At 45.6% G+C, this 26,022-nt stretch carries 23 protein-coding genes and 2 pseudogenes; 5 read left to right on the top strand and 20 right to left on the bottom strand.

Translation table 11 applies throughout. The annotated features are described in order from the left end of the window. Positions 1-231: 231 nt before the first annotated feature. Positions 232-678 (bottom strand): annotated as a pseudogene (locus MHH57_RS13735) (hypothetical protein); the annotation flags it as partial. A gap of 116 nt (positions 679-794) precedes the next feature. Here MHH57_RS13735 and MHH57_RS13740 point away from each other — a divergent pair. Further along, entirely contained in the window at positions 795-1,490 is a 696-nt protein-coding gene (locus MHH57_RS13740) for a hypothetical protein (RefSeq protein WP_342434218.1), read from the top strand. Positions 1,491-1,662: 172 nt separating this feature from the next. On the opposite strand, the gene MHH57_RS13745 is transcribed toward MHH57_RS13740, so the two are convergent. Beyond that, positions 1,663-1,968 (bottom strand): hypothetical protein, encoded by a 306-nt coding sequence (locus tag MHH57_RS13745; RefSeq protein WP_342434219.1) that lies wholly within the window; start codon positions 1,966-1,968, stop codon positions 1,663-1,665. Between the two features lie 3 nt (positions 1,969-1,971). Then, on the bottom strand, positions 1,972-2,373 hold the full coding sequence (locus tag MHH57_RS13750; RefSeq protein WP_342434220.1) for a RusA family crossover junction endodeoxyribonuclease: 402 nt from the start codon (positions 2,371-2,373) through the stop codon (positions 1,972-1,974). Positions 2,374-2,642: 269 nt separating this feature from the next. On the opposite strand from MHH57_RS13750, the gene MHH57_RS13755 reads away from it, so the two are divergent. After that, positions 2,643-2,987: a hypothetical protein gene (locus MHH57_RS13755; protein ID WP_342434221.1), complete on the top strand. Its 345-nt coding sequence runs from the start codon at positions 2,643-2,645 to the stop codon at positions 2,985-2,987. Positions 2,988-3,093: 106 nt separating this feature from the next. On the opposite strand, the gene MHH57_RS13760 is transcribed toward MHH57_RS13755, so the two are convergent. Next, on the bottom strand, positions 3,094-3,492 hold the full coding sequence (locus MHH57_RS13760; protein ID WP_342434222.1) for a hypothetical protein: 399 nt from the start codon (positions 3,490-3,492) through the stop codon (positions 3,094-3,096). A gap of 115 nt (positions 3,493-3,607) precedes the next feature. Here MHH57_RS13760 and MHH57_RS13765 point away from each other — a divergent pair, with 115 nt between their 5' ends. From MHH57_RS13765 to MHH57_RS13775, 3 genes and pseudogenes are all read left to right on the top strand, one after another. After that, complete coding sequence (locus MHH57_RS13765; protein ID WP_342434223.1) at positions 3,608-3,895, top strand: hypothetical protein; 288 nt, start codon at positions 3,608-3,610, stop codon at positions 3,893-3,895. Positions 3,896-3,898: 3 nt separating this feature from the next. Continuing rightward, on the top strand, positions 3,899-4,306 hold the full coding sequence (locus MHH57_RS13770) for an ImmA/IrrE family metallo-endopeptidase (RefSeq protein ID WP_342434224.1): 408 nt from the start codon (positions 3,899-3,901) through the stop codon (positions 4,304-4,306). 77 nt (positions 4,307-4,383) lie between these two features. Then, positions 4,384-5,563: pseudogene (locus tag MHH57_RS13775) on the top strand (tyrosine-type recombinase/integrase). A gap of 66 nt (positions 5,564-5,629) precedes the next feature. Here MHH57_RS13775 and glnA read toward each other — a convergent pair. The 16 genes from glnA to MHH57_RS13855 all read right to left on the bottom strand — a co-directional run bounded on the left by glnA (position 5,630) and on the right by MHH57_RS13855 (position 25,909). Then, positions 5,630-6,958 (bottom strand): type I glutamate--ammonia ligase, encoded by a 1,329-nt coding sequence (gene glnA, locus MHH57_RS13780; protein ID WP_013310575.1) that lies wholly within the window; start codon positions 6,956-6,958, stop codon positions 5,630-5,632. Between the two features lie 117 nt (positions 6,959-7,075). Beyond that, a complete protein-coding gene (locus tag MHH57_RS13785; protein ID WP_007430683.1) occupies positions 7,076-7,489 on the bottom strand; it encodes a MerR family transcriptional regulator in 414 nt (137 codons plus the stop codon). Between the two features lie 83 nt (positions 7,490-7,572). Continuing rightward, on the bottom strand, positions 7,573-8,826 hold the full coding sequence (locus MHH57_RS13790; protein WP_342434225.1) for a methionine gamma-lyase family protein: 1,254 nt from the start codon (positions 8,824-8,826) through the stop codon (positions 7,573-7,575). 111 nt (positions 8,827-8,937) lie between these two features. Continuing rightward, positions 8,938-10,224, bottom strand: coding sequence for a GTPase HflX (gene hflX, locus MHH57_RS13795; protein WP_029517891.1), 1,287 nt, complete (start codon positions 10,222-10,224; stop codon positions 8,938-8,940). A 114-nt stretch (positions 10,225-10,338) separates the two neighbouring features. Continuing rightward, positions 10,339-11,322 (bottom strand): AAA family ATPase, encoded by a 984-nt coding sequence (locus MHH57_RS13800; RefSeq protein WP_025718768.1) that lies wholly within the window; start codon positions 11,320-11,322, stop codon positions 10,339-10,341. 115 nt (positions 11,323-11,437) lie between these two features. Beyond that, complete coding sequence (locus tag MHH57_RS13805; RefSeq protein ID WP_029518114.1) at positions 11,438-12,133, bottom strand: YdcF family protein; 696 nt, start codon at positions 12,131-12,133, stop codon at positions 11,438-11,440. Beyond that, complete coding sequence (locus MHH57_RS13810) at positions 12,130-12,687, bottom strand: DUF402 domain-containing protein (RefSeq protein ID WP_029518115.1); 558 nt, start codon at positions 12,685-12,687, stop codon at positions 12,130-12,132. Before MHH57_RS13810 ends, MHH57_RS13805 begins: the two co-directional genes overlap by 4 nt. A 165-nt stretch (positions 12,688-12,852) precedes the next feature. Further along, entirely contained in the window at positions 12,853-15,513 is a 2,661-nt protein-coding gene (locus MHH57_RS13815) for a PBP1A family penicillin-binding protein (protein WP_029518116.1), read from the bottom strand. A gap of 190 nt (positions 15,514-15,703) precedes the next feature. Continuing rightward, positions 15,704-15,949, bottom strand: a complete 246-nt coding sequence (gene hfq / locus MHH57_RS13820; RefSeq protein ID WP_029518117.1) for an RNA chaperone Hfq — start codon at positions 15,947-15,949, stop codon at positions 15,704-15,706. A 20-nt stretch (positions 15,950-15,969) separates the two neighbouring features. Further along, a complete protein-coding gene (gene miaA, locus MHH57_RS13825) occupies positions 15,970-16,950 on the bottom strand; it encodes a tRNA (adenosine(37)-N6)-dimethylallyltransferase MiaA (RefSeq protein WP_069010611.1) in 981 nt (326 codons plus the stop codon). Then, on the bottom strand, positions 16,934-17,782 hold the full coding sequence (locus MHH57_RS13830) for a class I SAM-dependent methyltransferase (RefSeq protein ID WP_029518119.1): 849 nt from the start codon (positions 17,780-17,782) through the stop codon (positions 16,934-16,936). Before MHH57_RS13830 ends, miaA begins: the two co-directional genes overlap by 17 nt. A gap of 12 nt (positions 17,783-17,794) precedes the next feature. Then, positions 17,795-19,969, bottom strand: coding sequence for a DNA mismatch repair endonuclease MutL (gene mutL, locus MHH57_RS13835; RefSeq protein WP_029518120.1), 2,175 nt, complete (start codon positions 19,967-19,969; stop codon positions 17,795-17,797). Positions 19,970-20,032: 63 nt separating this feature from the next. After that, complete coding sequence (mutS, locus tag MHH57_RS13840; protein WP_342434226.1) at positions 20,033-22,852, bottom strand: DNA mismatch repair protein MutS; 2,820 nt, start codon at positions 22,850-22,852, stop codon at positions 20,033-20,035. A 110-nt stretch (positions 22,853-22,962) separates the two neighbouring features. Then, positions 22,963-24,195 carry a hypothetical protein gene (locus MHH57_RS13845; protein WP_342434227.1) on the bottom strand — a complete coding sequence of 411 codons (1,233 nt, stop codon included), beginning with the start codon at positions 24,193-24,195 and terminating at the stop codon, positions 22,963-22,965. 133 nt (positions 24,196-24,328) lie between these two features. Further along, the gene (locus MHH57_RS13850) at positions 24,329-24,886 is read right to left on the bottom strand and encodes an outer spore coat protein CotE (protein WP_013310588.1); all 558 of its coding nucleotides are present in this window, start codon (positions 24,884-24,886) and stop codon (positions 24,329-24,331) included. Positions 24,887-25,012: 126 nt separating this feature from the next. Beyond that, complete coding sequence (locus MHH57_RS13855; RefSeq protein WP_029518123.1) at positions 25,013-25,909, bottom strand: LysR family transcriptional regulator; 897 nt, start codon at positions 25,907-25,909, stop codon at positions 25,013-25,015. Between the last annotated feature and the right edge of the window lie 113 nt (positions 25,910-26,022).

Below are 26,022 nucleotides of genomic sequence, written 5' to 3' on the forward strand. Positions count from 1 at the left end.
GCTAGATCAATCAGTCGATACTGCCAGCTCTGCTTCCTTGACCACGTTGTAAACGGCGAGGTTCTCTGTTTACTGATTGCGTTAGTAGATTGATGCTCTCCATATGAACGCCTGTGTAACCGCTATCTTTTGTCTTATAAAACCGCTCTACCACATTATCTTTTTACTGCTACACTACCTATTGAAGGAAGCATAATGTGTTCTGGTGCTTCAACCAAGAATTCTCCGAAACTTCTCTAAATATTGTTGTGCTTTGAGGTACTTCATTCCATCTAGAAACAGCAGCTTTACTATCAGCCCCTCATGCTTATCGCGCATATTGTTTATTGCGAATTTAATGTTATTTGTGAGGAATTGATAAAATTTATAATTCACATGGCGCTGGTCTTTGAGTAGAACGGCATTCGCTGTCACATCCGCTGTTAATTCTTGCACTGTTACTCGCTTTGCAACCGTTCCTTCCGCCGAAAGCAAATCATACGCAGCCATTCCGTTTTCTAACTGCTGGAGAGAATATTCGTAGTTCTTTATCACATCTACAAGATCAATGTACTTGTTCAACAACCATTTTGTTTTTCTGAAATCATCTTGTTCTAAATCATCGAAAAAGTTAATCTGAATTATTTTTATATCCTCTTCTGAATCTGCTCTTAACAATGTTAATTCGTCATTAGACACCAAAACCAACTCCATTATAAGTAATTAAAGTTAATATAATCAATTAAAATAGACACAGATAAAATTGTGTAATATTGTAGATTGTAATAGATAAAATAATATAGGGAGTGACCTAAATGTCTCTAAGTTCTGTTGAATTTGTCTCAAAAACCAAAAAATTAGAATATTATTTTATTGAGGATTTATCGATCCCTAAAATTATGATCAGACGTGAAGCGTTTTATTACCTATTCGCCTCAATAATAACTGCTTTTTTAGCATTAGTTATATTAGTTTGCAATATAACTAATGCTAATTGGGTACCATTGTTGTATGTCATTCTGCTTTCTGTTCTTTGTATAACACTTTCATTTATATCAGTTAGAATATCGAATTTATTTGCTATGAAAAAATATCCACGCTTTAAATCAATCTTTACAAATAAAAAGATTACTTACACCTACGATGTCAATTTTCTATTCGCTTTTAGGTGCGACAAGATAAAAAGAAAAGTTCGTAATCTAGGATTAATAGATAATTTAGATAATTTAGATAATTTAATAGAATTTTATTTAAATAAAAGTACCGAGATTAGAACCAAACGTTGGTGGCCAATATCATTGATTGGGCTAGTATTGTTTCCTTTATGGAGTGAGTATGTTGGAAATCAAATCGAAGAGAGTTTAAAGAATATTCCCATTTTACTACTATTCGCAGGCACCTTGATTTATTTAACTTATAATATAAAATCTATCATTGAAACATTATGGCTTTCAAAAGCGAACAAATATGGCGAACTTGTTGAGATATTAAAGACCTTAAAGATGCTATAGTTAATTATCTTAAAAAAGATTATAAAGTGTCATGATTTTCTAATGAATAGTCCGTTCCAGACAAAGGGAGCGAACTATTCATCAATTCCAACAATTAAGTACATAGATTTGAAGGCTGCTATAGACCTAGTAAAGAATTCTATATCCTCTTGCCAGTTACGTGTTTTATCTGTCATTGTTGTTCCTCCCTCTTCTTTTTCGCAAGTTCTCTTTCTAGATACTCCATACCAAGGCCGAATAGGCGCGATTCCTTATGATTTAATCCAAAATCGAGGGCTATTAAGTACCTCGTTGCCTCGCTTACAGACAACCGTTTCAAATCGTCTTTCAGAATCTCAAAATCCAGAAGTCGTTCAAATGATAGGACCGTGTATGTCTGTACACCCTTTGGAGCATTACTCATACCTAACTTCATGGCAGCCTCATTGACTTGACCAATCCATGCAACAACATCCCGGTAAAATGCCCCGTAATCCATAGCCTATAACTCCTCGATACGGATATATATGCCTGGGACCTTGGCCCAAAACTTTTCTATGATTTCACTGGCCACAATCGCGTCGTCAGTCCAGAAACCCAAATCCGTCATGATATCAAACAGCAGCTTGTTTATGTTGTGAGTATCAGGCTTCGTGATTTTCCATTCTCCGTCGTAATGCTTGCTTCCCTCTTTGATCGGAAACAGCCACTTCACAATCACCCGAATCGCCCCATTGTATTTTTTCTCCGGGACATGCTTCCCTAAGTGAGCTGTTAACTTCGCACGAGCTGCCTTCAGATCATCCGGCTCGTAAAACACTGGTTTATCGTTTATGATGGCGACCTGCTTCTCCTGGTGTGTAGCAGTCGGCGGCTTCATCGGCATAAAGAATTCAGTTTTCATCTATTCAATCTAGCTTCCATAATTTCACTTTATAGTTTTAAGAGTGAAAAAATTTCTTAGTCAAGAAAATGAGAAGGGAGGAGTGGTGGGCAGCGCTTAAGCCCACCTCACTTATCTCTTGACCTTTAGGGAAAGGGAAAATATTGAGTTTTTCCCTAGTGAGGGAAATGGTTTTCTTTGATAATTCTTGTTTATAAGTAAAAAAATGTTGCTTTCCAATCTTTTCCTGTGCTATACTAACCTCATACTAAATTTTAGGAGGTATGCTTATGAAAAATGCAAGAAATTTCTTGATTTTATTAGCACTTTCACTCTTAATTTTTACCATTCCTTCGCTATCTTCACAGGTTTCTGCTAAAGAAGTAACAACTAATTCTTCTGTTGTAACTCAAGGGGAACTGATCGGAACTGTTAATTTCAACATGCTCAGGAATTCATCTGTAAAGATATTCACTGCCAATCAAAATATTCAAATCCAGTCTGGTGGACACCTTATTTCAATAAGCAGTGGTGGAGTGGTCTCATCTAATAATTCCCTTGGAACGGCTGTTGTATATACTTTTAATCCTAATGGTGATTACGTAAAATACCTCATAACTGTAAATGCACGTTAATGCGCTTAATAGCAAAGATCTCGAAGTTTGACTAGCTCAGAAATAGATTTACTTAACCAAAATCATTTGAAACTTCCTGTTATTTTATTTTCTACCAATTTCGCCATCAGTGATCCAGAAACCGCCATGCTCTTTGGCGGTTTCTTACTGTTTTTTCCGTTGTCCTCAAGACCGCTGTCAATGCAGCTTTAGCTGACGCTCCGCCATCTTCATCTATAATGATGTATCCAAGCTTGTCCAAATGAGCAGGATTATAAGTGTTCGGATCAGCGTAAAATTTAAACGGTATCAAGGTTGCTTCTAGGGACTTGCGAAGATGGGCTATTGTCCGGTCCCTCTCTGCCAACTCCTTTTTGGCAGCCAGTAGGTCAGCTTCCAGTAGAGCGTTAGCCATTCCGTTTTCGTCCGACTCGTAATATAATCTTTCAAGCTCATCCATGATAAAAGTTGGACATGACAATCTGGTCTCTGCCAACTTACGGAGTACCTCGTTAATATTTTTCATTCCTCGTTCCTCCTTGAGTGGTATATAGGGGTATAGGGTAAGAGGCTGTTAAGCCTCATTCAAATTCAGGGTTTCCAAACTCCGTTTCGTAATCATCTATGACCAGTGTTGCTTTTTGAGTCCACATCTTGAACAAAGTCGTTTTGGTGTTAGCCTTGATTTTCTTTTGGGCACATCCGATAGTGATAAATTTACAGAAGAACCCCAATACCCCGAGTGGGCTACACCGAAGGACATTCGAGATTTCAAGACGATACTCGAGGAAGACCAGCCATTAATGTTTGACGGCGTACCGATCTCTGACGATGACAAAGAGAAAATAAAGAGAGTCATGGAAGCAATGTTCAGGAACGCTAAGAAGAAAAACAAAGAAGCCTACGGCCGAAAAAAGACAGAGGACTGACGTATGGACAAAACCATACAGAGACTTATTCGACGCCACAAAACTAACTGCCCTTTTGAGATAGCAGATAGGATGAATATACAGATATGGCATTGTGATTTAGGGGATAGCACACTCGGCATGTATTACCGTAAGCTGCGCAGGCGCTTTATAGTAATTCATTCGAAGTTGAGTGAACCTTGGCAGAAATTCATCTGCGCCCATGAACTTGCCCATGATCGACTTCATCCAGGTATCAGCCGATTCTTTCTGGACGAACGGTCGTTTTCCAATGCCGGAAAATACGAGAGGCAAGCAAACCAATTTGCTGTCAAGTTGCTCACGGCTACGTCCTCACCAGATCCGGGCGAGACTATAGAGCAATTCTTACGCAGATGCTCTATCCCACCTGAACTACATACATTCTTATGATAACTTGCGCTTATACCGCTGCGAGGCGGTTTTATATACACAAAAACAGGAACATAGGTTCTTATCTAGGTATAAAGATGGCAAATTATAAGAAGCTGAAAAGTGGATGGAGATATCGGTTAAAATACACCGACCCTTTCACACAGCAGCAACGAGAAAAATCAGATACTGGTTTTCGAACTAAACCTGAAGCGGAATTAGCGGCAGCTGATTTTCTAAAGAAGCTTAATCAAGGTTATGAACAAACCGATGTTGCTCTGACAGATTATATACGTAATTGGATTGATAACTATAAGAAAGGAGTTGTAAGAAAAAATACTATTAAACAGCACGAGAACAGCCTGAATACACACATTAAGCCTTATTTCAAACAACTAATGCTAAAGGACTTGAAACCGGATATGTACCAAAAGTTTCTAGACTCATGTCTCGAAAAAGGGCCAGAGCAGAAAATCTGTTGAAATTATTAATTCAACGGTATACGGGGCGATGGAACACGCATTGATACAAGGCAAATTAGAGCGCAACCCTTGTAAGGGATCAGTCATCAAAGGAGATAAGAAAAAGAACTCTATTGAGTTCATTGATTCAGGGGACATCCCTAAGTTCCTGCACGCCGCTAGGGGGTACGGATACGTGCACTGGATTTTTTATAAGACGCTTATTGAGACGGGGATGCGAAAAGGAGAAGCCGCAGCATTAAGATGGTCTGACATTAATTTTGATGAGAAGACAATCCATATTGACGAGACTCTCGATTTTCAACCGGATAGTGAAGATGAAATGTTTGGCGATACCAAAACGTTCAGATCAACTCGCACAATTACTATCAGTAGTACACTTGTTAACGATCTTAGGTATCACCAGGAGTGGCAGCAGCAAAACAAAGCCAATCTAGGTGAAGCTATGTACCGGCATGATCTGAATCTGGTCCTTTGCCGCAATGATGGAAGTCCTATGCCCAAGTCAACGCTGTTTAACTCATTCCAGCGTATTTTGAAGCGGGCAGAACTGCATGACGATTTACGCATCCACTCACTCCGCCACACTTATGCTGTACTTATGCTTGAAGCTGGTGCAGACATTAAGTTTGTTCAGGAGCAACTGGGTCACGGCAGCGTACAAATTACATCCGATGTGTATGCACACATCTCTAAAAAGTTGGAAAAGCGCAGCATGGATAAATATGAGCAATACACAGCGTCTATTCTCGGTTCAGAGTTGGGGGATAAAAGGGGGACGCCTCAGAAGAATTAACACTCACTTCTAAAACGTCCCCCGAATTAACTCTCCAAAATCCCTGTCACTACAGCATCTTGCATTTTAGTAAAGCGTCAGATATTGATCACGTTCCCATTGATGCACTTGGGTGCGATACATATCCCATTCAATTTCCTTAAGCTCATAGAAGTAGGCCAGTGCATGGTCACCCAGTGCGTCAGAGATAACTTCGCTCCGAATAAGTTCAGACAAAGCTTCTTTCAAGTCTGCAGGCAGACTTGGAATGCCTTCTTCAATCCGCTCTTCTTCAGACATCACGTAAATGTTACGATCAATCGGAGCTGGCAGAGCCAACTGACGTTTGATACCATCCAAACCAGCTCTCAGCATCACTGCCAAGGCTAAATAAGGATTCGCCGCTGGGTCAGGGTTACGAACTTCGACGCGAGTACTCAGACCACGAGACGCGGGAATCCGAATCATTGGACTGCGATTGCTTGCAGACCAAGCCACATAACAAGGCGCTTCATAACCAGGTACGAGACGTTTGTAGGAATTTACTGTTGGATTCGTGATCGCTGCCATTGCACGTGCATGTTTCAGAATACCAGCCATATAGTGGCGGGCCGTCTGGCTTAATCCGAGTTCGTCCGTTTCATCATAAAATACGTTTTCATTGTCCTTAAACAACGATTGATTGCAGTGCATACCGGAGCCATTTACACCAAACAAAGGTTTTGGCATAAAGGTAGCATGCAAACCATGCTGACGAGCAATCGTCTTAACAACGAGCTTGAACGTTTGAATCTGGTCCGCAGCTTTAATCGCGTCTGCATATTTAAAGTCAATCTCATGCTGACCAGGTGCAACTTCATGATGGGATGCTTCAATTTCGAAGCCCATCTCTTCAAGCTTAAGTACAATTTCACGACGGCAGTTTTCACCCAGATCCATCGGAGCCAGGTCAAAATACCCGCCTTGGTCATTCAGTTCTGTAGTTGGCTCGCCTTTTTCATCCGTTTTGAACAAGAAGAATTCAGGCTCTGGTCCGACATTCATCGAAGTGTATCCCAGCTCTTCGGCTTCCTTAAGTACACGTTTCAAGATGCCCCGTGGGTCACCTGCAAACGGGACTCCATCCGGCTTGTAAATATCGCAGATCAAACGAGCTACACGATCCGAGGTTACCCAAGGGAATACAACCCAAGTGTCCAAATCCGGATATAAATACATATCAGATTCTTCAATACGCACATAACCTTCTATGGAAGATCCGTCAAACATCATTTTATTATCCAATGCCTTTTCCAGTTGACTAACCGGAATTTCAACGTTCTTAATAGTGCCCAGCAAATCTGTGAATTGCAAACGAATAAAACGAACATTTTCCTCTTTCGCAATCCGAAGGATATCTTCTCTGCTATAACTCACTCTAACCTCTCCCTTTCTGTAACGACTATATACGAATCAGTTGTTCTATAAATTACTTAAATGATGAGACCAGGTTTTAAAGTAAGGCAACCTTATACCAAGAGGTAAGTCAAGACATTATCTCTTATTGAAGAACCGTGATAATTCACCTTGGATCAGGGATACCTGTCCTGGCCTTTTGCCTGCAACAAGTTGTTGTTTCAGCAAGCGGTGAAGCTGAGTATCAGACATTTCACGGCGTTTAACTTCCGTATCTGCAGTAATAACCGTAGCTTCCTCCGATTCCTTGGTAACCGGATTCATGACTTGTTTAATTCCCGCAATGTTAACACCCTTCTCGATCAACGCCTTAATTTCAAGCAGACGCTCTACGTCATTAAAAGAAAAAAGACGTTGGTTTCCCGATGTACGGGCAGGAACTATCAAGTTATGCTGTTCATAATAACGAATCTGACGCGCTGACAAGTCCGTTAGCTTCATGACAATACCTATTGGAAATAAGGCCATATTTCTGCGAATTTCGTCGCCCATTTGTCATCAACCTTCCAGTGATCTATTATACACCTTATTGTACATTTAGCTGATGCAAAGTGTCAATGACATGTTAGAAAAACTCACAATAATTTACGTTCTTTCATCGTTTGCAGAGCCATAAGCACTCCAAATTTAACATGAGAGTAGGTTAACCCCCCTTGCATGTAACCAATATAAGGCTCACGAATAGGGGCATCTGCGGATAGTTCCAAACTTCCTCCTTGTATGAACGTACCTGCAGCCATGATAACTGGATGCTCATAACCAGGCATATCCCACGGCTCCGGCACCACATGGCTATCCACAGCAGCCGCACGCTGAATGCCCTGTACAAAAGCAATTAGATGCTCTGGTCCACTAAAAGAAATAGCCTGAATCAAATCCGTACGCTCTTCATGCCAGGCAGGTTTGGTCTCAAATCCCATCTCTTCAAAGACCGCAGCTGCGAATACGCTCCCTTTAACCGCTTGCCCAACCAGTGTTGGAGCAAGGAATAGTCCCTGAAATATGCCTCGTGTAGTACCTAGCATGGCTCCTACTTCTCCACCAATTCCAGGTGCAGTTAATCGGTAGGATGCCAGTTCTACATACTTTTGTTTGCCGCAGATATATCCACCCGTTTCTGCAATGCCACCACCGGGATTTTTAATCAACGAACCTGCCATCAAATCGACACCGACTTGAGTAGGTTCCAGCTTCTCGGTAAATTCACCGTAGCAATTGTCAACAAAGACAATGACGTCAGGTTTTATTTCCTTCACACGTGCTGTCATTTCTTCAATATCTGCTACACTAAACGAAGCTCTCCAATCATAACCGCGTGAACGCTGAATACCGATCACTTTGGTATTGGCATGGATCGCAGACTCCACCGCTTCCCAGTCCACTTTACCTTCCGCTGTTAGTGAGGTTTCCCCATAAGTAACGCCAAAATCTTGCAATGATCCTGTTCCGTCGCCAGGCTTACCAATCACTTTGTGCAGGGTATCATAAGGCCTCCCAGTAATGTATAACAGTTCATCCCCTGGACGCAGCACACCAAATAAAGCAGTGGCAATTGTATGAGTACCCGAAGCAAAATGCGGACGCACCAACGCTGCCTCCGCACCGAACACTTCCGCATAGACTTCTTCCAGCACCTCACGTCCCCGGTCATTGTAAGCATATCCCGTCGAACCCGCAAAGTGGAAATCGCTCACTTGCTTCCGCTGGAATGCCTGAATTACCTTCCACTGATTTGAATCTACAATATGATCTATGTGCTGTATACGTTCTTGTATTTTATGTTCTGCCGTTTCCTGAATTTTCTGTATTTCTGGACTAAAAACTACCATTTACTTTCTTGACCCTCTCTCTTACGCAGCCTTAGGCTATTCATGTTATATTATTGTTCACTTTGAACGATGAGCATTATCATTTTATTGACCCAAAAACATCATTAGATGTTAACCTTCTGTGAACTCGCTGAGCGCATGACCATACTTTTCGTACTCGCCTCTTTGAATTTCAACTTCATAAATGACATCATTGCCATCATACTCTGTCAGTAGTACATCTCCAATTCGATAAAGCACCGATGTTAAATCTCCACGTTCCGCAGGAATACGAAATCTCAGCGTATCACCACTCAGATGCTCTTGAATCAGTTCGCGAATGCCCAGCAAATCCCCTTCATCAAAAGCGCTGATTTTCAAATAACCCTCCCCGGAAGGAAGCATTTCGAGTTGCTCAGGAGTACAGGCATCTTTTTTGTTAAATAATACGATCTGAGGCTTGTCCGCAGCCCCTAGCTGCTGCAAGATCGTCTCTACAACTTTCATCTGTTCGTCTCGCATATCCGAAGACGCATCCACGACATGCAAAATGAGATGTGCCTCATTCGCCTCCTCCAAAGTAGCCCGGAAGGAAGCCACCAAATCATGAGGAAGATTTTGAATAAAACCGACCGTATCCGTAAGAATAACTTCTTTTCCACTCGGAAGTTCCATTGTTCTGGAGGTAGGATCCAGCGTCGCAAACAGTTGGTTCTCAATATATACATCGGCTGCTGTCAGTTGCTTCAACAGCGTCGATTTGCCCGCATTGGTATAGCCAACAAGTGCAACCTGAACAATACCGCTCTTTTGTCTGCGCTCCCTGTGCAAATACCGGTGACGGGTCACTTCCTCCAATTGGCGTTTCAGATCACTGATTCGGTCACGGATATGACGACGGTCTGTCTCCAGCTTGCTTTCACCAGGACCACGTGTTCCGATTCCGCCGCCAAGACGCGAGAGGTTTTTGCCATGTCCAGACAAACGGGGGAGTAAATATGACAACTGCGCCAGTTCAACCTGAATAATACCTTCCCGGGTTTTTGCACGTTGAGCAAAAATGTCCAGAATCAACTGTGTACGGTCAATAATTTTGAGATCCAGACTTTCTTCCAGATTCCGTACTTGGGCCCCCGAGAGCTCCTGATCAAAAATAGCTGTATTCGCTCCCAATTCTTCAGCAACTGCACGCAATTCCTCTACTTTTCCTTTACCAATAAACCATTTTGAGTCCTTGGCTTCCTTATTCTGTGTCAGGACGCTCAGTACCTCAACTCCCGCTGTCTCAGCCAGTTTCACCAGCTCATCCAACGAGTATTCCGTATTAATACCAGATCGTTTGACTTCATCCGTAATCAGACTGACCAGAACCGCCTTGTCCTGCATTTCGGTTTGTGTATCATGAGTGGAGTTCGCCATATTGTTTGCTCCTTTATTTTCATGTCAACTCTCGAACAGAGACCGACCTGATGTTCAGGTCGGCCCCCCGTTCGATGTCATACCATTCGATGTGATTCAGATTCCTATTATCGCCTATCTTTTGTCCATTTTCAAATCCTCTGGACGCAGCGTCATCAATTCCTGTTTGCCGGGTTGCCCGCTCCTGTACTGATTAAGCAACCTGACAGCTTGGTGCCGAATCGCTTTTTCAATCACATTACGAACATAGCGTGCATTACTAAATGCATGAAGACTGTCATTACGCTCGTTTAGCAAATGCTCCTTCATTTTAATTATGGACTGAGGCATGAGAATATAATCCCGCTCCTTGGCCATCATCTCGGAAATTTGGATGAGCTGATCCACAGTATAATCAGGAAAATCCAACTGAATTGGAAAGCGAGAAGGAAGACCAGGATTCGTTCGTAAAAAAAAGTCCATTTCCCCCGAGTATCCAGCGAGAATCAAAATAAATTGATTTTTTTGATCTTCCATGGACTTTACCAAGGTATCAATCGCTTCTTTTCCAAAATCCTTTTCCCCTCCGCGTGCCAAACTGTAAGCCTCATCAATGAACAACACGCCGCCAAGAGATTTCTTTACCAGATCTCGCGTTTTTTGCGCCGTGTGGCCAATATACTCACCGACCAGATCAGCCCTCTCCACCTCAATCAGATGACCTTTGCTCAGTACCCCCATTTTTTGCAGCATTTTAGCGATAATGCGGGCTACTGTCGTTTTCCCCGTACCTGGATTTCCTTTGAAAATCATGTGATACACGTGTGCATTGCTCAACAGTCCTGCATCCGTACGCATATGGGCGATTTGCAAAAAGGCATATACCTCAAATACCAGGTCTTTGATGTTATCCAAGCCGACGAGATGATCGAGTTCTTTCTGAATTTCCTGATAAAGACTGAGATACTGCGGTAGCGCCTGTGACTTGGTTGAAGCCACTGCTTCCGTCTCGTCCACAGTCACCGAAGCTATCGGCTCCGGGCTACGCAGCACGACATTAATTTGTCTGGAAGGTCTCTCCTCCGACCGCTTGCCCGCGGCGATTCCCCGTCCGTTCATGCATCCATCACCTCAACATTTCTTCAGGCACAGCTTACCCTATTAATGTATTCGGTCTGGCATGTCCTTATTAGCATAAAAGCAACGGGAACGAGCACAAAGCCTTTTCTTTAATTCAGGCAACCCAAGTTTGAGCGCTGATCCACCACCGTTGCAGCGTCCATTTAGCGTATGCCAATACTTCTCTTGATTGATGAATTGGCATATTCAGCACTTTAGATTCCGTCAGAGCCATCTGAGGATGATCAAACTTTAAGAATTGAGCAATCTCCATCGCCCGAGGGCCATGATAGCTATGTGTGATGATCACGGTAGAGGTCCATCCATATTCCTTCATAATGCGCTGGCTATAGAGCAGATTTTCGTAAGTACTGGTCGCATGGTTTTCCAACACAATATGCTGTACAGGGACCCCTCTATCTACCAAATAGCGTTGCATGCCCTCAGCCTCCGTATACGGAAAATCGGGTTTATCCAGTCCACCACTTACAATTAGATGCTGTACCGTCCCGTTGCGGTATAAGCGCAAGGCTTCTTCCAGCCTTTCCTTCAATCCAGGACTGGGCTCAGCCCCCCACATAGAAGCACCTAATACGATACCAATTTGCACTTGCTGGAGCGGAGTGGTAGAGGCGGCCGTATTCATGTTCCACACTCGGATTCCTGCCCATACCAATCCGATCAAAATGAAAATTATCAAAGAAAGTACAAGACGCTTGGTTACCATAGATATTTTCTTAAGGCGACTCTGCCTGCTTTTCAACTCAGGGCGTTGGGGCCCGATGTCTTTAATCCACTGCAAAACTTTCACCGTTCTCTCTTGAAATCACCGTTGTGAAACCATTCTGCTCGGTGTTTCAGCGACATTTTAAAATAAGGGAACACGTGGGCATCTATCTGATGTAACACATCAGCCGCTGTACGGTTAGCCAATTCTGCCTCTTGCGTTGAGATATGCCCCCGTTGTAATGCCTCCTCCAATTCATCCTCATCCACCAGGAAGATTTCACCGTTTTTAAGCACCACAACATCCAAATACAGATCGTCAAACCAAGGGACTCCTTGATCGGTCACACCCTGATTTCGGCAGGTATCAATATACCATTCAACGATTTGCTCCCGATTGTCAAACATAGCAGTCACCACATAGTGCTCACCTTTTGGATAATATTGCAGCCAGGAATATCCTTTATCGGCTATGCAAAACGTATGACCACCGTAACTCTTCCATAACGGCTCCTTGAGACTCAAAATGGTATACAGGGTCATATATCCTGTAAACGCGTCACTTTCTACATACCGGCAAGCAAACTTGCGATTGGTGATTCTGCGCCAGTTGGCCCGGTCTCCGAATTTGCGCTTCATAAATGATGTTCCTCTCCAACATTGGTAAAACCAGCTTACCATATTTAAACTGTACACTCAAAAAGAACCCCTGTATTACAGCAAAAAAGGTATTTTCAGACTGTCAAAACAGTCCGAAAATACCTTTGATTTGAAGCCAATATCATCTTACATAAAACATATTTGCTAATCCCGGTTGTGACGTCCACGATTGGAGTTTGAATGACCGTTGGATTTGCTTTCCTGACTTCCATCCATAATAGCACCTGTGGTAGATGCATCTGTATTTTCTGGATTGGTCATAGTATTTTCATCAGTTATACCTGAATCCGGCGTAGTCGTCTGACCATTCCCCGTATTTGTATCGTTTCCGTTCCCAAAATTGTCGTTACTGTTGCCTGTGCCTCCAGTACCATTTCCATTGTTACCTCCAGGAGACGTTGGAACTTGGTCAGAACCAGTACCGTTATCAGTACCTCCAGGAGTCGTATTCCCCTGGTCTGTGCCGTCCTGACCATCTATATTCTCGCCATTATCCGGTACAGTTCCATCCTGATTAGGATCATTTCCTAGCTGCGGATCTATCGGAGTAGTCTCTGTCGGAATTTCTACACTAATCGTATTCGAAGCTGCGGATTCTTTACCATCCGCTCCATAAGCTACGACATAGTATTGATACGTTTTTCCAGCTACAGGAGACGTATCTTCGCCACTCGTGCCTCTCATCGCCTCCATAATCGTCCTGAAGCTTCCTTCGGAAGACTCTTTACGATAAACACGGTATTGTACATTGTCTCCCTCTGCCGCATTCCAGGACAACGATACAATTTGGGTGTCCTGACTATAAGACCCGCTCAGTCCGCTTGGAGCGGTAGCCTGAACCGGCTCTTCTGGCTTCTGCTCAACTGGTGGTTCATATCCCTTCGGCTCGCTGAATTGCGTAACCGGATGCCCCTTGAGAGCTTCACCCATGACCCTTCCGAAAAAGGCTGCCGACTGCCCACTATAGTTTCTGAGCATATGTTTACTGTCCGGCTTATCATAACCCATCCATACTGCTCCGGTATATTCTGGCGTATAACCGACAAACCAGATGTCCCGGTTACCACTATTACCGCTAATTCCACTTTGGGTCGTACCCGTTTTACCGGCTACAGGCCAGTCAATGCGTGCTTTGCGACCTGTGCCGCTATTGACTACATTTTGCATCATTTTTGTCATTTCATAAGCCGTTTTTTCACTCATTACAGATTTAGTTTCCTCTTCATGAGTATAAACTACTTGATCATCACTATTGTTAATTTGCTTAATAGAATAAGCCTTTTGGAATTGTCCTTTATTGGCAAATGAGCTGTACGCCTGCGCCATTTCAAGGGTATTCGTCCCTTTGCTTAATCCACCCAATGCGATAGCAAGTGAGTGATCGTTTTTGTCCATCGGAATGCCTACGCTCTCGGCAAATTGAACCCCTTTTTCCACACCGATTTGGTTCAGCAACCATACAGGCGGAATATTTTCAGACTTCGTAATCGCGTCGAGCATGCTGATGGTCGACGAGTAACCATGCAAGTTTTTCGGACTGTATCCGTTAAAGCTCTGGCGTTCGTTACTCAAAGGAGTATCCATCGTAAATTTACCGGATTCGAGAGCTGGCGCATAGGCTACAATCGGCTTGAAGGCCGATCCTGGCTGTCTGCGGCTCTGTGTCGCACGATTGAAGGTTCCCTTTTTGTAATCCCGTCCGGGTGCCATAGCGGCAATTCCACCTGTCTGGTTGTTAATAATGACCATCGAAGCTTGAACTGGCTGATCGTCAGGACTTTTTTCGAACATGTCATCATCTGCCATCGCCTGATCCAGCGCATTTTGAGCCTGGGCATCCATTGTGGTATGAATTTTGTAACCGCCAATAATCAGATCATTGCCGCTAACTCCTGGCAGTGCATCCTCTGCCTCATCCATGACGTATTCCATAAAATTTTGATACTTTTGAACTTTTTCTGGTTGTTTGTAATTGTAATTTACAGCCTTGGCCTCTTCCATCTCTTGCTTTCCAATCATCCCCTGCTCAAACATCAGCTGGAGAACCACCGCACGTCGTGCCTTCGAGTTCTCCGGGTTACTGATCGGATTATACTTGGATGGCCCTTTCGGAATAGCTGCCAGTGTAGCAATTTGCCACAATTTTAATTCTTTTAAGTTGGTTTGCCCAAAATAACCTTCCGACGCTGCCTTAATTCCAGAATAGGAGCGTCCAAACCAAATCCGATTTAAGTAGAGAGTAATAATTTCATCTTTAGTCAACCTCCGCTCCAGCGCCATTGCGATGGATACCTCTGTCGCTTTACGGAAAAAGGTTTTGTCACGTGTCAAAAACAAGTTTTTGGCCAGCTGCTGAGTTAGCGTACTGCCGCCCTCCACTGCCGAACGGGCCACGATATCCTTAACGGCTGCCCGGCCGATAGACCAAATATCAACTCCTTGATGTTCCATAAAACGCTTATCCTCGGTTGCAATAAAAGCTTTTTTGAGCAAGTCTGGTATTTCTTCACTTTTGACAGGATCACTTTTTTGCACAGACAACTCACCCATGAGCACACCGTTGCGGTCATAAACCTTTGATGTCTCATTCACTGTGATTTTGTCCTTGTTCGCATCGTAAATTTTTTCGCCATTTACCATGACAAATAAATAGCCACCAAGTGCGCAAAATATAGCTACCGCCGCGGTAATAAACAGCGTCCATCCAATTCGCTTACCTGTAATTTTCTTTTTCTTGCCCTTCGGCTTCTCTTTAGATGTGTTTCTATTGCGATTGCCGGATCTGGACAATGAATCGTTTGGCATTCCCCTGACTCCCTTTCGCGAATAATCATATGGTACCTAACATAAGCTTAAAGCTTGCTGTCGGCAGCTTGAAAGTAAACGGAATGAAAAGAACAACCCTGATCAGGTTGCTCCCGGTCACATTCCTATACAGTTAGACGAGACGGACGCCTGAAAAGTTTCATGAACCCGGACGACCGTCAAGCCGTAATCAGTTATCGCTAGCGCTATCCTGTTGCTGTACAAGCGATACATTGCGTTGCGGTGTAAAGGTGGAGATGGCATGCTTGTAAATCAGCTGCTGCTTTCCATCCGAGTCGATCACAATCGTAAAATTGTCAAATGCTTTAATCGTCCCTCGCACCTGAAATCCATTGATGAGGTATACCGTTACAGGTATAGAATCCTTGCGCAATTGATTCAGAAACGTATCTTGGATATTAATGGACTTGTTCATTTTAGCCGTACCCCCAATAATCATTTGGATTGTTTTGAAGTATATTCAAGGTCTGTCCGGAACTTTCCTGCTATAATTTCGTGTATTTGGGCTGCATGAGCAGAAAAATTTCCGAAATCAGTGACATCTACCCACTGGATATCCTTCATATGGCGAAACCACGAGAGCTGTCGCTTCGCAAAATGACGCGTATCCCGTTTTAGCCAAGTCACCGCCTCTTCCAAAGACACCTCTCCCCGCAGGTAGGAGGATATCTCTTTATAGCCTAGACCTTGCATGGAGATGGCATCGCTTCGCACTCCCCGTTCCATTAAGGAGGTTACCTCAGCAACAAGCCCTTGATCGAGCATCCCGTCAATTCGGTCTTCAATACGTTTATATAGCATTTGCCTATCCATTGTCAAACCTACGATGCAGAGTTGGTAGGGAGATTCCTTTTTTTGACTGGCAAGTTGAGAGCTAAGTGTCGTTCCGCTAACATGGTAAATTTCCAGTGCCCGAACGACACGACGACGATCATTAGGATGCAAACGAAGTGCACTTTCGGGATCAACCGCCTGTAGTCGCGCATGAAGCGCGTCAGCTCCAAACTGTTCGGCATAGTCCAGCTGCTCCTGACGAAAAGCTTCGTCAGCCCCTACCTCGGAAAACTGGTATTCATAGCAGACTGATTCTACATATAAACCTGTTCCGCCTACGATAAACGGTAGCTTTCCTCTAGATTGAATATCAGGTATGAGACGACGACAGTCCTCCTGAAATTGGGCTACTGAATATGGGTATTCAGGCTCATGAATATCAATTAAATGGTGCTTGATTCCTTCCATTTCCTGTTCGGAAATTTTGGCAGTTCCAACGTCCATATGACGGTATACCTGCATGGAATCCCCGGAAATAATTTCCGCGTCAAATTGTCGAGCCATCTCAATGCTTAGTTTCGTCTTGCCAACCGCAGTCGGGCCAACAAGAACGAGTAGTTTAGGCTTAGGTGCCACTGTCAATATCGATCACTCCGTACACTGTTTTCGTTGTGCCCCGCTGCTCTACACGGAAGCCGAGGCGGGCAAATTCCCCGCTACCCCGTTTTTCTTTTAATACAATTGTTTTTCGTGCAATCCGTTTCGCATGAACAATACTTTCCTCACTCAACGCGTCTGGATTTGCCAACCCTCTCAATGGACCAATTGCGCTGGAATCGAGCAACGGATCACGAAACATAGGGTCAAAATAAATAATATCTATACTGCGATCCGGCAAACTACGCAAATAGTCCAAATGATGACCAAAACGAACGTCAATGTTGGAAAAGGCTTTATCTACTTCAGCGTTGCCGGAACGGTAATGCCTCATTCCATCCTTGATTAAAGCGTAGACGGGGAAAGAACTCTCCACAGCCGTGACTTGTCCAGAGCTTCCCGTTCCAATTGAAAATAGAAGAGAATCCGTACCAAGTCCTGCAGTGCAATCCAGCACGGTATCACCCGGGACGATCCGGGCAGCCGTCAACATCGGGTCAGGTTCACCCTTTAATACCCGTTTGGCGCGAATGAAGCCCATACTGGGGTGAAAAGCCATCGGTGGTTGTTCTGGGCTAATCAGCCTTACTCCGCCCTGCACCAGAACCAACGCTTGACGGACTCTGTGAGCCGCAATTAGCTTAGCTACCGATATGCCACGACGAGGGGCATACAGCGCCCCTAACTCGGCTGCAAGCAACTTCGCTCGCTCCACAACCTCAGCCGAGGGGGAATCCCCTGTCGTGACGAGTAATTCGACTTGCTTTTCCCGTAGGCTCGACTGCTCTTCTTCACGGTTTTCCCGATCCTGCAACATATATATACTCCCTTACATTACTCTTTTAAACAGCTTCTCTAAATCATATGTGGAAAAGGAAACCACAATAGGTCGCCCATGAGGGCAAGTATAAGGTTGTTTGCACGCTGCCAAACGCTCTAGCAGCACAATAGCCTGCCGATCAGTCAGCTTCTGGTTTGCTTTAATCGAAGCCCGGCAGGAGCACATGATTGAGGCTGCTTCCCGCAGCTTAGCAAGATCAATGGCTCTTTCCTCCAGCACCCATCCGGCCATTTCCTCAATGACATCCGCTTCTTCCCCTTGGGGAAGCCAGTACGGGTAAGAGCTGACACGGAAGGTTTGACCGCCAAAATGCTCCAGATACACCCCTGCCTGTTCAAACCAGTGCAGCCTTGTTTTCAACTTTTCCGTTTCGGAAGGCGTAAAATCCAGTGTAATTGGCAGTAGCAGCTCCTGCGATACTGACTCGGGATTGCCGAATTTTTCATAATAAAATTCATAATTGACTCGTTCATGTGCGGCATGTTGATCAATTAAATACAAGCCCTGGTCGTTCTGCGCAATCAGATATGTCCCATGGTGCTGACCGATTAAATTCAGTTCAGGAAAAGTAGGCAGCTCTGGAACTTCTCCCGACACTGCTGCCAATTGCTCCGCATCCAGACGTTGCTGGCGCGGCTTCTGATCCGCGAAATGACGGGAATCTGTAGCTTGTCCTGCAATCGGCGGCATAGAAGATGGGTAAGCAGCAGAAGCAGCTGTTTCCTGTATCCCTCCGCTGTATAAGGTAGTTGTGCCTATTGCGGCATTATCTCCTTCGGACGACTGTACGGTCGCCCCATCAGGAAGCGGCACTTCCCCTTTAACTTCACTCCCGTTGTTTTCTTCCACAAAATCTGCATCCAGTTCATCATCATTAATACTTTTACCTGAAAGATTGTTTGCCCGTCCAATGGCTGAGAGACTATCCCTGCTCGGACGTTGCTCACGCTCCTGGCTACCCCTGTTATTCTCTTCGTTCCTGTTCAAGTAATTGGATTGGCGCGATTCCTGGCTCTCCGGCGAAGTCACGGAAGGTGGCAGTGCTCCCCCCCGGTCTTTGCCGGAAGGAGCATCCCCTTCCGCACCATTTCCCTTCGAGAAGTGAAACTGCTCCTGCACAAACGAGCCACTGTCCTTGCCACCGATCTCGCGCTTGACTGCCTTCGGAATCAGCACTTGCTGCCCTAAGACAGCTTTTACCGAATCTTCAACCAGCTGAAACAGTTCAGCTTCTTTACTAAACCTTACCTCCAGCTTGGCAGGATGAACGTTAACATCCACCAAAGAAGGATGCATTTCCAGTTGGATCACAGCCAGCGGAAAACGATTGATCGGCAATAAGGTATGATATGCCTTGAGCAACGCCTGATTAAGCCCGTAGCTACGCACAAAACGTCCGTTCACTACTGTCGAGATCGCATTGCGATTTGATCTCGTCCACTCTGGGCGACTGACATAGCCACTAATTCGGTAATCCAGGCTCTCTCCTTCTAGCAGCAGCATGGATTTCGCCGCAGAAGTTCCGTAAATAGCGGCAATCACCTGCAGCAAATCACCATTGCCCAGCGTTTGCAGCAATGTATTGCCATTATGCCGCAATGTGAAGGCCACTTCCGGGTGCGAAAGCGCCATTCGGTACAATACATCCGAAATGTGTCCCAGCTCGGTCTGGATTGTTTTCATATATTTCAGCCTTGCAGGTGTATTATAAAACAGCTCCCGTACGGTAAAATCCGTCCCTTGCCTACTAGCAGCATCCTCGTGAAGCAACAGCTTACCGCCTTCAATCACTAATTTACGGGCACGCCCGTCATCTCCGGCTGCTGTAAGCAACTCTACTTTCGATACTGCCGCAATACTTGGCAACGCCTCTCCCCGAAAGCCGAGACTTGTGATCTGAAACAGGTCGCGACCATGTCCAATTTTACTTGTCGCGTGCCGATAGAATGCCGTTTCCACGTCTTCAGGCTCAATGCCACTTCCATTATCCGTCACCCGGATACTTTGCAAGCCGCCCTCTTCTACCCATACGTCCACCCGCGTACCGCCTGCATCAATCGCATTTTCCACCAGTTCCTTCACGACGGAGGCTGGACGCTCCACGACCTCACCGGCAGCAATCTGGTTCGCAATATGTTCATCCAGTACCCGAATTTTAGACATCCTTTTAACCTCCTCCTGACTTCAAAGTGCGATGAAAAATAAGAATAATGTCACTTATTTTAACTACAGGCCATTGGCCTTATTTTTAAGATCATTTAATAGCTGCATTGCCTGTAAAGGAGTCATATTCATGACATCAGCATTCTTCACCTTGCGCAAAATTTGGCGCACAATTGGATTCGTCTCTACTGTCTCTGCGTGGGGCTTGGAGGTGGCAAGCTCCTGCTCTCCAAAAATGGACAGCTGTACCACTTCGGTTGCTCCTTGCTCCAACCTGCTGGAATCCTCCACAGTCTGTAGAGTATCTTCTTTTACCAGGGTCGCCTGCTGTGATAAAGACTGAGCTGATGATGCAGTTTCTCCGCTTTCTCGCAATGTCTGGCCTGAATTATATTTGGTCAAAGAAGAAATATCCTCTGTCCCTGAAACTGTACGAAGATCAGTCCCTTCCTTCCCTCCTACTACTATCTCGGTACCTGCCGTTACTTGAGCCGCTGCCTGTTCAAAACCATTCAGCAGTCCATTCGCTCGCTCAATAATGTTATTGGGCAAGCCTGCAAGCCGAGCACAATAAATACCATAGCTACTGCTAGCCGCTCCCGGTATGAGCTTGCGCAGGAAATTCACTTTGTCGCCGCTTTCCTGCACGGCCATAGAGTAATTTCGCAGCGAAGACAGGCCTTGCTCCAAATGCGCCAGCTCATGGAAATGCGTGGATACCAGTGCCTTACAGCCGATCGTGTCATGGACAAATTCGATGACTGCCTGTGCAATTGCCATTCCTTCACTGGTAGACGTACCTCGTCCCAGTTCATCAATAATGATCAAGCTTCGCGGAGTTGCCTTGTCCGTCATTACTTGGATATCTGCCATTTCGACCATAAACGTACTCTGCCCGCCGATAAGATCATCCGCTGCGCCGATCCGTGTGAAAATGCGATCCAGCATCGGCACCTTGGCACGTGCAGCAGGGACAAAACAGCCAATTTGAGCCATAATTGCAATAAGTGCGACCTGACGCATATACGTACTTTTCCCAGCCATGTTCGGCCCGGTGATAAGTAGAATATGCGCATCCGCTTCCTCCAATACCGTGCTGTTGGCGATAAAACCGCCATCTTTCATTACAGCCTCCACCACGGGATGGCGACCCTGCTCCACTACGAAATCATATCCTGTAGTCAGCTCAGGTTTCACGAATCCCCGTTCCGCGCTAACCGATGCCAGCGACTGATACACGTCAATTTCAGCCACTTGCTCTGCCAGCTTTTGCAAACGGGGAATTTCAGCGTTTAGTTTACTGCGAAGCTCGGAGAAAAGCGTATACTCCAGATCAACCATTTTATCCTCGGCTTCCAGAATTAGAGATTCCTGTTCCTTCAACTCCGGTGTAATATACCGTTCCGCATTCGCCAACGTCTGTTTGCGTTCATATCGACCTTCTGGTAATGAAGCCAAATTGGATTTGGTCACCTCGATATAATAACCAAATACTTTGTTATATCCAATTTTAAGTGATCGAATGCCGGTTGCTGCACGTTCCTTGGCCTCTAGCTCAGCGATCCAACGCTTACCGTTGACACTCGCCTCCCGCAGTTCGTCCAGACGCTGATGGTAGCCTTCCTTAATAAGACCTCCATCCCTTACGGAAATCGGCGGTTCATCCGCCACCGCTTCCTCAATCAATGTACACAGGTCTGTACAGCTATCCAACGTTTGTGCAATCCGTCTCAGCGTCTTCGAAGGAGATTCAGCACACAATTCGCGTAAAGAAGGAATTCGGGCCAACGACAGCTTGAGAGCGATCAGATCACGTGCATTAGCACTGCCAAAGGCGATCCGCCCAACCAGACGCTCCAGATCGTAAATCTCTTTAAGCTGAGCACGTACATCCTCTCGGAAAATAAACTGGTGGTATAGCTTGTCCACCGCCTCCAAGCGTTCCTCAATAAGACTGCCGCTCAACAACGGCTTGTCGATCCAACGACGCAACAGACGCGCTCCCATGGAAGTCTCTGTGCGATCCAACAGCCACAGCAGCGAGCCTTTCTTGGAGCGTTCACGTACTGTCTCCACCAGTTCCAGATTCCTGCGGGTAAATGGATCCAGAATCATAAAATGGTTTGGCTCATATACGGAGATTTGGGTCAATTGGCCTAACGATCTTTTTTGCGTTTCATTCAAATAGGAAATCAAGCGTGATACGCACCGTCTGCGTTCCTCCGTAAGCCTTGCCCACGTGGCTTCGCCAAATTGATCCCGAACCAAATCATCCTTGGATTTGTCCCAGGCCGTATACACGACACGCCGTCCAACGGGGGACATACGGGAAGACACAAAATCGAGCAGATGACCATCCCCCAACATTTCGGACGGCTCATAAATGTTAATTTCATCTAGTAGCCATTCTTTCGAATCAGGCACAGAGGTCACATACAATTCACCTGTTGACAAGTCGCACGCCGCAAGAGCCAGCATCCCGTCCGTCTCTGTGACACATACCATGTAGTTGTTGGATTTATCACCCAGCACCTTGCCTTCCATTACTGTACCCGGGGTCACAACGCGGACAATATCCCGCCGCACCATCCCCTTCGTAGCTGAGGCTTCCTCCATTTGCTCACAGATGGCCACTTTATAACCTTTCTCAATGAGGCGCTGTATGTAATTTTCCGCTGAATGATAAGGCACGCCGCACATCGGAATTTTTTCCGTGGCGCCACCCTCACGACCCGTAAGTGTAATTTCCAGCTCCTTGGATGCAAGAATTGCATCATCGAAAAACATCTCGTAAAAATCTCCCAGACGGAAAAACAAAAATGCATCTTTAGCCTGCTCTTTTATGGATAAATACTGCTCAATCATCGGTGTATATTTAGACATACCGTTTACTAACCCCCACACTTTGTTCCGTTTAAACTTATAATTATCTCTCATTATATCAAAAATGACAGTCGATAACATGAAACCATTCCTGGTGTCGACACTTGATTTTACGTAAGCTTCCAAAAGGGGCGCAAATCCCGTGATTCATCCCACTGCTTCCCCTTGCGGAGGCTGTCCAGCAATGGCGCTACATAAGCTTCATATTGCGAGTATATTTCCAGTGAAACCATATCTAAAATAAGAGGTTCCATATACTCCTTAAGCACAAATTGATTTCCTTCATAAAAGGCTCTGTGAGCCTCCTCTTCACCCAGCGGCCTACGTTGCAAACGCGGATATTGAGTAGCAATGAGAAACGCCATACCAATCACCCCTTTAGCTAGCTGTGGCGAGATAAGAAAACTGGGCAGTGTACGATATTCAAAGCCTCCATACGACTGACGTCGAAAATCACCCAAATTGCCATAATGCGGTCTGCGCCGGGCCGCACGCTTGTCTTCCAGTAGCGCCAAAGGCAGTGCCAAATAGTTATCCAGTGCCCGGAGCAAGGCACCGTTTAGCGCAACCCCGCTGAAATGCAGATGTCCGCCCAGTGGAAAACCCGGTTGCGGCATCCCCCCCGCCTGCCAGATGAGTGTGCGGTCGGTAATGCGCCGGGCTGCGGTTGCAAAAGCTTGACGCAGGTGCTTCAGCAGACGGTCCGGATCTCCACTCGGAGCAGGACGAAGCTCAGCGACTGGATACAGCGTTCGTCCTCGACGCGTAACAGCATCGCAGCCGACTATGCCGAGACGACCCAAATATCTTGAGGCCGGCACGACCCGTCCCTCTGGCATACGAATCAGCACAAATTCAGGGTCCATTCCGATGAGTAGTCGATCTTTCCCTCGTTGCGCTGAAAGATTCTCACCCTCAACATCCCCTTCGCGCGCAGCAATTTCATATAGCGCGGCCAAACGTCTATCGTTCAACCATGGCTGTGCCGAGACTTCACGCACCTGACAGCTGCGCTCCCCCAGCGGCGTCAGTATCACCTCACCACTGTCCAAACCCAGTGTATACAACGCACGTACAGCTAGCCGCTCCATCCGGACATAGAGCGGTGAATGTTGATCCAGTTCAGACAGATCGTATGCGCGGACTTTGGAAGGGCCTTCGATGGCACGCCTACGAATCTCCAACACTCGCAGTTGATGGATTTGCACCGCGTAGCCTATCGCAAAATCTGCTATACTGCTATCCATCCACTGCACCGCTATGCCTGAACGCTCCAGTCTACGCTTTTTTTCATCATTTGGCATCTGCCTGAAGCGTATGAGCGCCTGTCCTGGCTGCTGCATTATATCCCCCCTACGAACTACGTACGGATTTCAATCCAATTTCAACCCGCAACAACAAAAAAGGAGGGCCTTTGCCCCCTGCGCAGAATCAGCCGGCGCAAGAGTAAAGCGGCCCTCTTTTTGGTTGCTTCTGTCAGAGCTCGTCGTCAATGAGGTCGGGGTCGAGCTCCTCATAGTCCCCCTCTTCCGCTCCAAAATCAAAGTCTTTGTCAAAATCATCGCTGCTGCCATTCGGGAATACTTCTACAACAATCTTCGTTTCCGCCACCAGCTCCACCGCAAATTCCCGCTCGACCCGGATCATTACGCTGCCACCTCCAGAAGACACACTGGCCTCGACGCAACTCGGCTCCTGTGTAGCTTCGGCGGATACTTCCACTGTAGACGCCCGGTGCTTCGGATCAAGATACGAGAGCGGCACATTTTCTACGTACGACACCGTTTCCTTGGCAACATCGGTCTGCGAGTTTTTATCGTATGAGTACCAAATATTGATATCATACGTCCCGACGACCTCAATGCCGTCCCCCGCCGCCACAGCTTCATACTGGTGGTTAATAATCCATGCCCCTAAAATGCTCGTCGGATTATTCGGCGGAGTTACGGTATGGGTTACGGTAGAGAATCTGCGACCTTTACCACAGATCGCTTTGGTAATAATCTCTCTACGATTTTTATGACTTAATGCCATTCTTGAACCTCCTCCATACAATCAATCATTCCATACATATGTATGCAGGTTGTGGGCGAATGTTGAGTGAATAGGCGAAAAGGAAAAAATATTATTTGTATAAGCATATGCCGTGATGGCTTGAACTCATGCACGCCAATGTGTTACATGCTGCTCAACGATCTGTAAAAATTCGCTAAGAGCCGGGGATTTCCACTTTTTCGTGTGATAAGCGACCTGAGTAGCCACCTGCTGTTCACTGTCATCCCAGGCTAAACGCGCCATTTTACCTTCTCGTAACTCATTTTGTACCGTTACTAGCGGGAGCAACGCAATACCCAGCCCAGCCATGACACACTGCTTGATGGCTTCAATACTCCAAAATTCCAGGCTAGGGTCTGAAAAAATACCGTGTTTATTCAAATACTGCTCAAAAAGGATACGATACGTACATCCTGCCTCTGTATGCAAAATGGTTTCATCCTTCAAGTCAGCAGGCTCTACCTGGGTATAGGTAACCAGCGAATGCTCGAGTGGCGCAACCAAGGCCATCGGCTCGTGAATAAGCGTGGTGACATTCAGTTCTCTATCCTCTGTCTCGGGCTGAAGCAAAAAAGCCAAATCCAGCTCACCGGAACGGATCAAATCGCGTAATTCCCAGCATTCGCCGGGTTTGAGGACAATTTTAACCTTCGGATACCGCTCCCTGTACTCACGGATCAGACTCGGTAGACGAAAAGCGGCCAGAGACTCTGGTGCTCCTATTTTCAGCGTGCCTGCCAATTCCGTTTCTGAACGAAGCGCATCCTTAGCCATAGCATGCATCTTGGAAATTTCCTGCGCATAGGGCAGCAGACGTCGCCCGGCATCCGTCAGCATGATTTTCTTGCCAATGCGATCAAAAAGCGGCGTACCCAACTCAGTCTCCAGCGTTTGAATTTGAGCAGTGATACTCGACTGTGCATAATCCAGTATACGCGCTGCTCGCGTAAAACTGCCTGCCTCAACTACATTTAAAAAGGTAAACAAATGCCGCGATTCCATAATCCGCTCCTTCAATCGTTTTTTTCGATGCAAGCAATCGTTATATTCCGTTTTTCCGATAGATTGATTATCTGATAAGCTGGAGAAAATAACAATAGAAAGAAGGCTTTTCT

Origin of the sequence: Paenibacillus sp. FSL H7-0442 (assembly GCF_038593105.1) — a bacterium.
Classification (GTDB): Bacteria; Bacillota; Bacilli; order Paenibacillales; family Paenibacillaceae; genus Paenibacillus; species Paenibacillus polymyxa_D.